The sequence below is a fragment of the Campylobacter sp. MIT 97-5078 genome (genome assembly GCF_006864455.1).
Classification (GTDB): domain Bacteria; phylum Campylobacterota; class Campylobacteria; order Campylobacterales; family Campylobacteraceae; genus Campylobacter_D.
The window spans coordinates 1-5,583 of the sequence record NZ_QHLK01000026.1 but is presented as its reverse complement, the minus strand read 5'-3'; the positions used below and the strand labels follow the sequence as shown (position 1 = coordinate 5,583).

Genomic DNA, 5,583 nt, shown 5'->3' with positions numbered 1-5,583 from the left:
AAAAAAGAATTAAAAGTTTTTACTCTTAATCTCCCTAAGGCTTTGCATTTTGAATTTAAGCCTTTTAGTTTGTATTGATTGACACAAATTAATAATCTAGTTCGCAATTTCAGCCCCTATTTTTCCATATGAAAAATGCCCGTAAACAAGTATAAAACAAGAATTTATATTAAACAAGGGAAAATCGCTTAAGGTTAAGCAGATTTTAAGCTTAAAATCCTTTTTGTATTTATAGAACATCAGGTAAATCAAAGCTAACGCTTTGAACTTCTTTTATTCAATAGGCTACGCTAACGCTACGCCTCATAAAACACCAAAAAAGGAAAAGATATGTTTTATCTTGAAAAGTCTTTGTTCTGTTGTTTGATATTTTTTGGCTCATAAGAGTGGTTTAAATCGTTTTTTTGAGTTTTTTCGTATAAATCCTCGTTTTTTTCTTTTTTGATGTTTAAGGGGCGTTTTTGTTCGTTTATGAGGGTGTTAATTTGAGTTTTTAAAGTTTCGTTTTCTGTTTTGAGTTGTTTATTTTCTTCTTTTATCTTTTGAAGTGCTGATAAATTAGCTTCAAGCTCATTGCAAGCTTTTTCTAGGGCTTCATTTTTAGCTTTTAGCTCCTCCAGTTCGATTTTTTGAGTTTTGTTTTTATCACTTAAAGATTTATTCATATTTATGTTAAAAAGGCATTCTATTGTCTCTTTTGTTGGTTTTTTAATGGTGTTTTCAAGGATATCTTTTCTTATTGGGAATGATTTTTCAAACTCTTCTTCGTTCTCATCGTTTGTATAAAGTGTTTTAATGCAAGTTCTTATAAAGTTATTTTTTATTTTTTCTCTTTCAGTTTTTTCTTCTATAAGCTCTTCTTCTTTTGCTTTTAATGCTTTTAATTCTGCCTCAAGTGCTTTTATTTGCTCGTCTAGTGTTTTGCTTTTGGTTTTTTCCTCTGTAAGTTCTTGATTTTGCCTTGTGTAAGCCTGTGTTAAAGCTTCTAAAGTATTGTTTAAATCGTTGCTTAGTGTTTCTTTGGCTGTCTTTTTTAATTCTCCAAGCTCACGAAAAAAATCTTTTGGATAGCCTTTGCCTATACAAGCTTTTCTAAAGGCTTCAATTTCGGCTTTAACTTCTTTTGCGGCTAAAAGTTCCTCTTTTGTATTTTCAGTTCTTAAAGCCTCAATTTCTTGCGTATATTCGTATTTGATTTGTGCTTGATTTGCTTCGTGTTCTTGTCTGATTTGCTCTAATAGTTGCTTTCTTTCTCTTTTTTCTTGTTCTTTTATTTGTGCGTATTTGCGTGGTTCAATTCTCTGTCTTTTTGTAATACGCTTATCTTGTCCCCTTTGCATTTGTAAAATTTCAGCGACTTCGGTTTGAATTTGCCTTAATACTCTAGGGCTTATCAGCTCTCTACGATACATATTCTTACCTGTTTTTTTATCAAGTGTAATAAATTCAAGGTGTGCGTGATGATTGATTACTTTTTCGCCATTTTCGTTTATATGTCCTTCATCTCTATGGATTGCGATTTGATAGCATTGAAAGCCATATTTTGAATTAAAATGCTCTGCAAGTCTTTCAAGATCGTGCATTGTTGTATTGGGTTTTATATTAACAACCGCACTCCATTCGTAAGATTTAGCTTGAAATTTTTGCCCTGTGTGCTTAGCATATTGTTCTTTGGCGTTTTCAATGATTTGATTTTTCAGTTTTAAGGCTTCATAGCCATCACAACTACAAATTAACTCGCCACCGATAGCATAATCTGCTCTTTCTGAGCTGTTATGCCATATTTGCCACTTTATAGACTTTTTAAAATTTATGCTTGAAAGATTGCTCATATGTTAAAGCCCTATTTGTAGGCGTTTTCTCTTGTGCTAATCTCAATTATCAAAATAATGAGTTCTTTTTCTCTAATTTCGCCTTTTATACGATAGTTGCCAACACGCCACCTGTAAAGGTTCTCATATCCTTGCAGTTTTTTACATTGTGGTAACTGTGTAGGGTCTTTAGCTGTTATAAGAAAGTTTTCTATATAGTCTTTAATCCTTAAAACACCTAATTTATCGCCTTTAACTTGTTTTTCTAGGTATTTATTAACCTTGCGTTCAATTTGAATTTCCATTTTGATACTCTTGCATTTCTTTTTCGTTTTCAAGTCGTGCCTGTTCTGCTAGTTTTGCGGTTTCAGGGTCGTTTTCGATTTCTCTATTTAGTTCTTTAAAAATAGGTGTTTCTTTAGCATTGTAATACTTTGGTTCATTTAAGCTTTCTTTGATTTTTGACTTTAAAAAGGCTTTTAATTGCAAAGTCATACTTAAATTTTGTTCGTAAGTCTCTTTTATTTTTCGTTCTTTTTTTTCCGCATCATCTAAAGCGTTAATAAGTTGCTTTCTACTCATATTTGCATATTTGTCAAAGTCGATTGTTAATGCTTCCATTGTTTCCCCTTTTTTTATTTTTTTGCTTAATTGAGCTTGCGAAATTATAGCATATTAAAATTTAAAAAAAGCAAATTAGCACATTTTTTAAAATATAGGTGGATAATTTGCAAATTATCCACCTATATTTTAAAATCGTGAAACTTTTTAATATTTGTTGGTAATTTGCACTGCGTGGCTTATATATTAATTCGCAAGCTTATTAATATATTTTGCATTTGCTTAATTCTAGAATTAAGAGAAACAAAGTTAAAAATCTTAATGAAACACTATTGAGAAAACAGCAACAAGAAAAAGAAAGAACAAGGCAAAGGGATAGGGGGTTTGGTAGATAAAGGTAACTATATTTTATAAAAATAAGTTACTACTAAGAATTAGTTTGCTATGATTTTGATTGTGGAGTTTAAATCCTAGTGGATTGCATCTCCACTAGGGTTAATTTGCTCCGCCGAAAGGAGGTAGCAAGTTGAATATCATCGTAATTATAGCATTATTTGCTTAATTGTAACTTTGGCTTATTAAGGCTTAAGGGAAGCTTTAGGCTAGGTGGTTGCAGACACGCCTAGCCTCTATGCGATGATAGCCCTGTCTGTGTTAAAGGATTTAAAATGGAAACAAAAAAGAAAAAATCAGTCAAAACAAAAGCTAAAAAAGCCATAGTAACACAAGATAATCGCTTCGTATATGCTAAATACGATATGAACGCTAATGAGATGAAATTCTTTATGTGGATAGTAGCTCAACTTAATAGCCAAAGAGACAAGTTCTTTCAAGTGTGCGAGATTCCATTAAGTGAGATTTTTCAAATGTGGCAGTGGGAGAATGGTAGAATAGATTATTCTTATTGCTCTCAAATAGTGGAAAGTATGGTAAGAAAGGTTTATATAGAGGATTTTAAGCTACTTGATGAAAAAACAATGAAAGAAAAAAGCGTATTTCAAGCTATGCCACTTTTTAAATTTATTAGATACGAGCAAGGGCAAAACTATGTAACCTATCAGCTAAACGATAGCCTTACAAAATACCTACTTGACCTAAAAAGAGACTTTACACAGCTTAAATTTAGCGATATACAGCAAATGAAATCCGCATATAGTATAAGAATTTATAATATGCTTGTGTGTGAGTTAAAGCAAAACCGACAAAGCTTGAAAATGAACCTTTCAGTATTGCAAAACATCTTAGAAGTGCCTAAAAGCTTTTATGAATGGTTTGATTTTAACCGCTTTGTTTTAAAACAAGCCCAAAAAGATATTAATGCTAAATCTAACCTAGTTTTGCTTGAAATTAAAACATTTAAGACAGGACGTAAAATCACAGACTTAGAGTTTATCTTTGACTATAAAAACAACGATAAACGTATAGCAAGAGAACAAGAAAAACAAGAGAGCTTTAATAAAGCCCTTATTAAAGCAGTAGAAAGCTATATAGGCAAAAGTGTTTATATCAAAGGCTATGGCAATTTAATATGCGAAAGTTGGAATTGGGAAAATGATAAAAAAGAACGTATAATGGCTATGTTTTTACACAAAGAAACTGACAAGCCTGTAGGTTTTTTAGTTAAGAGCTTCAAAGATATTAACTCTATTCAAAAAGCTAAAGATAGAGCAGAGGAGTTATTCTACCTTGACACAGAGAAAGTCCAAAAAGCAATTGATACTAGAAAGCAATTAAAATCAGGCACACTATTTGATAAATTCTATAAGAAAGTTTAAAGTTTTTCACGACAAAAAAGTTACCTTTCGCAATTTTAGCCCCAATTAAGCAAATATATCTAAAAGTTTATCTTTTTTGTTGTCTGCTTTGTTATATTCTTCTTTTTTAGCTTTAACTTCTACTTTTTTTGTATCTTCTTGTTGTTCCATAAGTTTTAGAGTGTCATAGATTTGATGAACTTCCTTAGGCATACATTTATGGAAACGATGATTTGAATTAGGATTTAAAATACTTAACATAATATTCTTAAGCTCTTATATCTATACCCTTTATATTATTTAAGCCCATTTGAGAAATAATCTTTCTAAAATTATCATTACTTGTATCATCATCACTTGTTTTCATACCAAAAAGAATTTTTAACTCTTCACTTGTGCTAAATTTATCTTCTAAGAGTTTTTTTAAAAATTCACTTCTTATATTGTCATCTTTGTAAGTTTCTTTGTTTTTACTTTCACCTTGTATGGGTTTAAAAGGTTTTGTTTCTTGGGTGTTTTGTGTTTGTGGAATATTTAAAACCAATCCGCCACTAAGGCTATAATTTATCCCTTTTGCCTTTTCCTCTGTCTCTAAGGCTTTAACAAATTCATCGTGTCTTTTTTTTAAATCAAGGTATTTGTTTTTAAACTCATCCAAACTCATATTAGAATTTATCATTTCGTTATATTCTTTATCAAAATCACTTGCTTGTTGTGCCAATTCACTATTGCCTATGGCTTCACTTCTTTTGATATAAAGTTTCATTGAAAGCCTTTCTTCAGACATGGTCCAAGAATTATCATTACTTATGAAAGCGCTTTTCATTTTATTTGTATCCATAAAATTTTCAAAATCTTTACGCTCTGCGTCGCTAATGTTTTTATCAAAAGTGAGTTTTCCAAATAATTTAGTATCTCCCTCTAAAAGAGGACCTGTTGCCCCATAGAGTTGAGAATTTAAAAGAGCCATTAAAACACCACCCTTATCAACACTTCCGCCTTTATTTATATAGGCAAATTTGTTTAATCTCACATCACCATTGCTATTGCTAAAAATATTATCCACACTGATTTTATCAAAACCTGCATCTGTAAAAGTATTGAAAGTAACATTAATTCTATCTTGCGTTAAGGTCGTTTTTTCATATTCATCCTTGGTAAAGGTTTTGCTAACATTAAGATTTTTATCTAAAATAAAAGCATAGGGTATATTAGCTAATTCATCTTGACTTAAGCTAGAGTTTGAAGTTTGTGGCACAAGTTGAGTTAAAACTTTATAAGCATTTCCTACAGTTTTAGCAATGTCTATTGTAGCGTGAGTTGCATAAAAATATCTATCCCCTGTTTCCCAAGCTACAAAACTTTCAGCTCCTTTAGCATAAATCTTATAATCTTGTGGCAATCCTGCAGCCTCATTAAAATCACTTGTAAAAAAACCTTCTTTATCTACACCATAG

General features: G+C 31.0%; 6 protein-coding genes. 1 reads left to right on the top strand and 5 read right to left on the bottom strand.

Annotation, left to right across the window (positions count from 1 at the left end; translation table 11 throughout):
* Positions 1-335 precede the first annotated feature (335 nt).
* From DMB91_RS09185 to DMB91_RS08505, 3 genes are read right to left on the bottom strand one after another with little or no spacing between them, the layout of a single operon-like run.
* Positions 336-1,832: a mobilization protein gene (locus DMB91_RS09185; protein WP_231549663.1), complete on the bottom strand. Its 1,497-nt coding sequence runs from the start codon at positions 1,830-1,832 to the stop codon at positions 336-338.
* An 11-nt stretch (positions 1,833-1,843) separates the two neighbouring features.
* Positions 1,844-2,116 (bottom strand): type II toxin-antitoxin system RelE family toxin, encoded by a 273-nt coding sequence (locus DMB91_RS08510; protein ID WP_034903817.1) that lies wholly within the window; start codon positions 2,114-2,116, stop codon positions 1,844-1,846.
* Positions 2,100-2,432 carry a hypothetical protein gene (locus DMB91_RS08505; RefSeq protein ID WP_034903815.1) on the bottom strand — a complete coding sequence of 111 codons (333 nt, stop codon included), beginning with the start codon at positions 2,430-2,432 and terminating at the stop codon, positions 2,100-2,102. The genes DMB91_RS08510 and DMB91_RS08505 overlap by 17 nt, the downstream gene beginning before the upstream one ends.
* A gap of 608 nt (positions 2,433-3,040) precedes the next feature.
* Between DMB91_RS08505 and DMB91_RS08500 the strand changes: the two genes are divergently transcribed.
* The gene (locus tag DMB91_RS08500; RefSeq protein WP_052043270.1) at positions 3,041-4,147 is read left to right on the top strand and encodes a replication initiation protein; all 1,107 of its coding nucleotides are present in this window, start codon (positions 3,041-3,043) and stop codon (positions 4,145-4,147) included.
* Between the two features lie 45 nt (positions 4,148-4,192).
* Here the strand turns inward: DMB91_RS08500 and DMB91_RS08495 are convergent, their stop codons facing one another.
* On the bottom strand, positions 4,193-4,387 hold the full coding sequence (locus DMB91_RS08495; RefSeq protein WP_143116906.1) for a hypothetical protein: 195 nt from the start codon (positions 4,385-4,387) through the stop codon (positions 4,193-4,195).
* A gap of 7 nt (positions 4,388-4,394) precedes the next feature.
* On the bottom strand, positions 4,395-5,583 hold a 1,189-nt coding region (locus tag DMB91_RS08945; RefSeq protein ID WP_260604904.1), incomplete at its 5' end, for a DUF5312 domain-containing protein.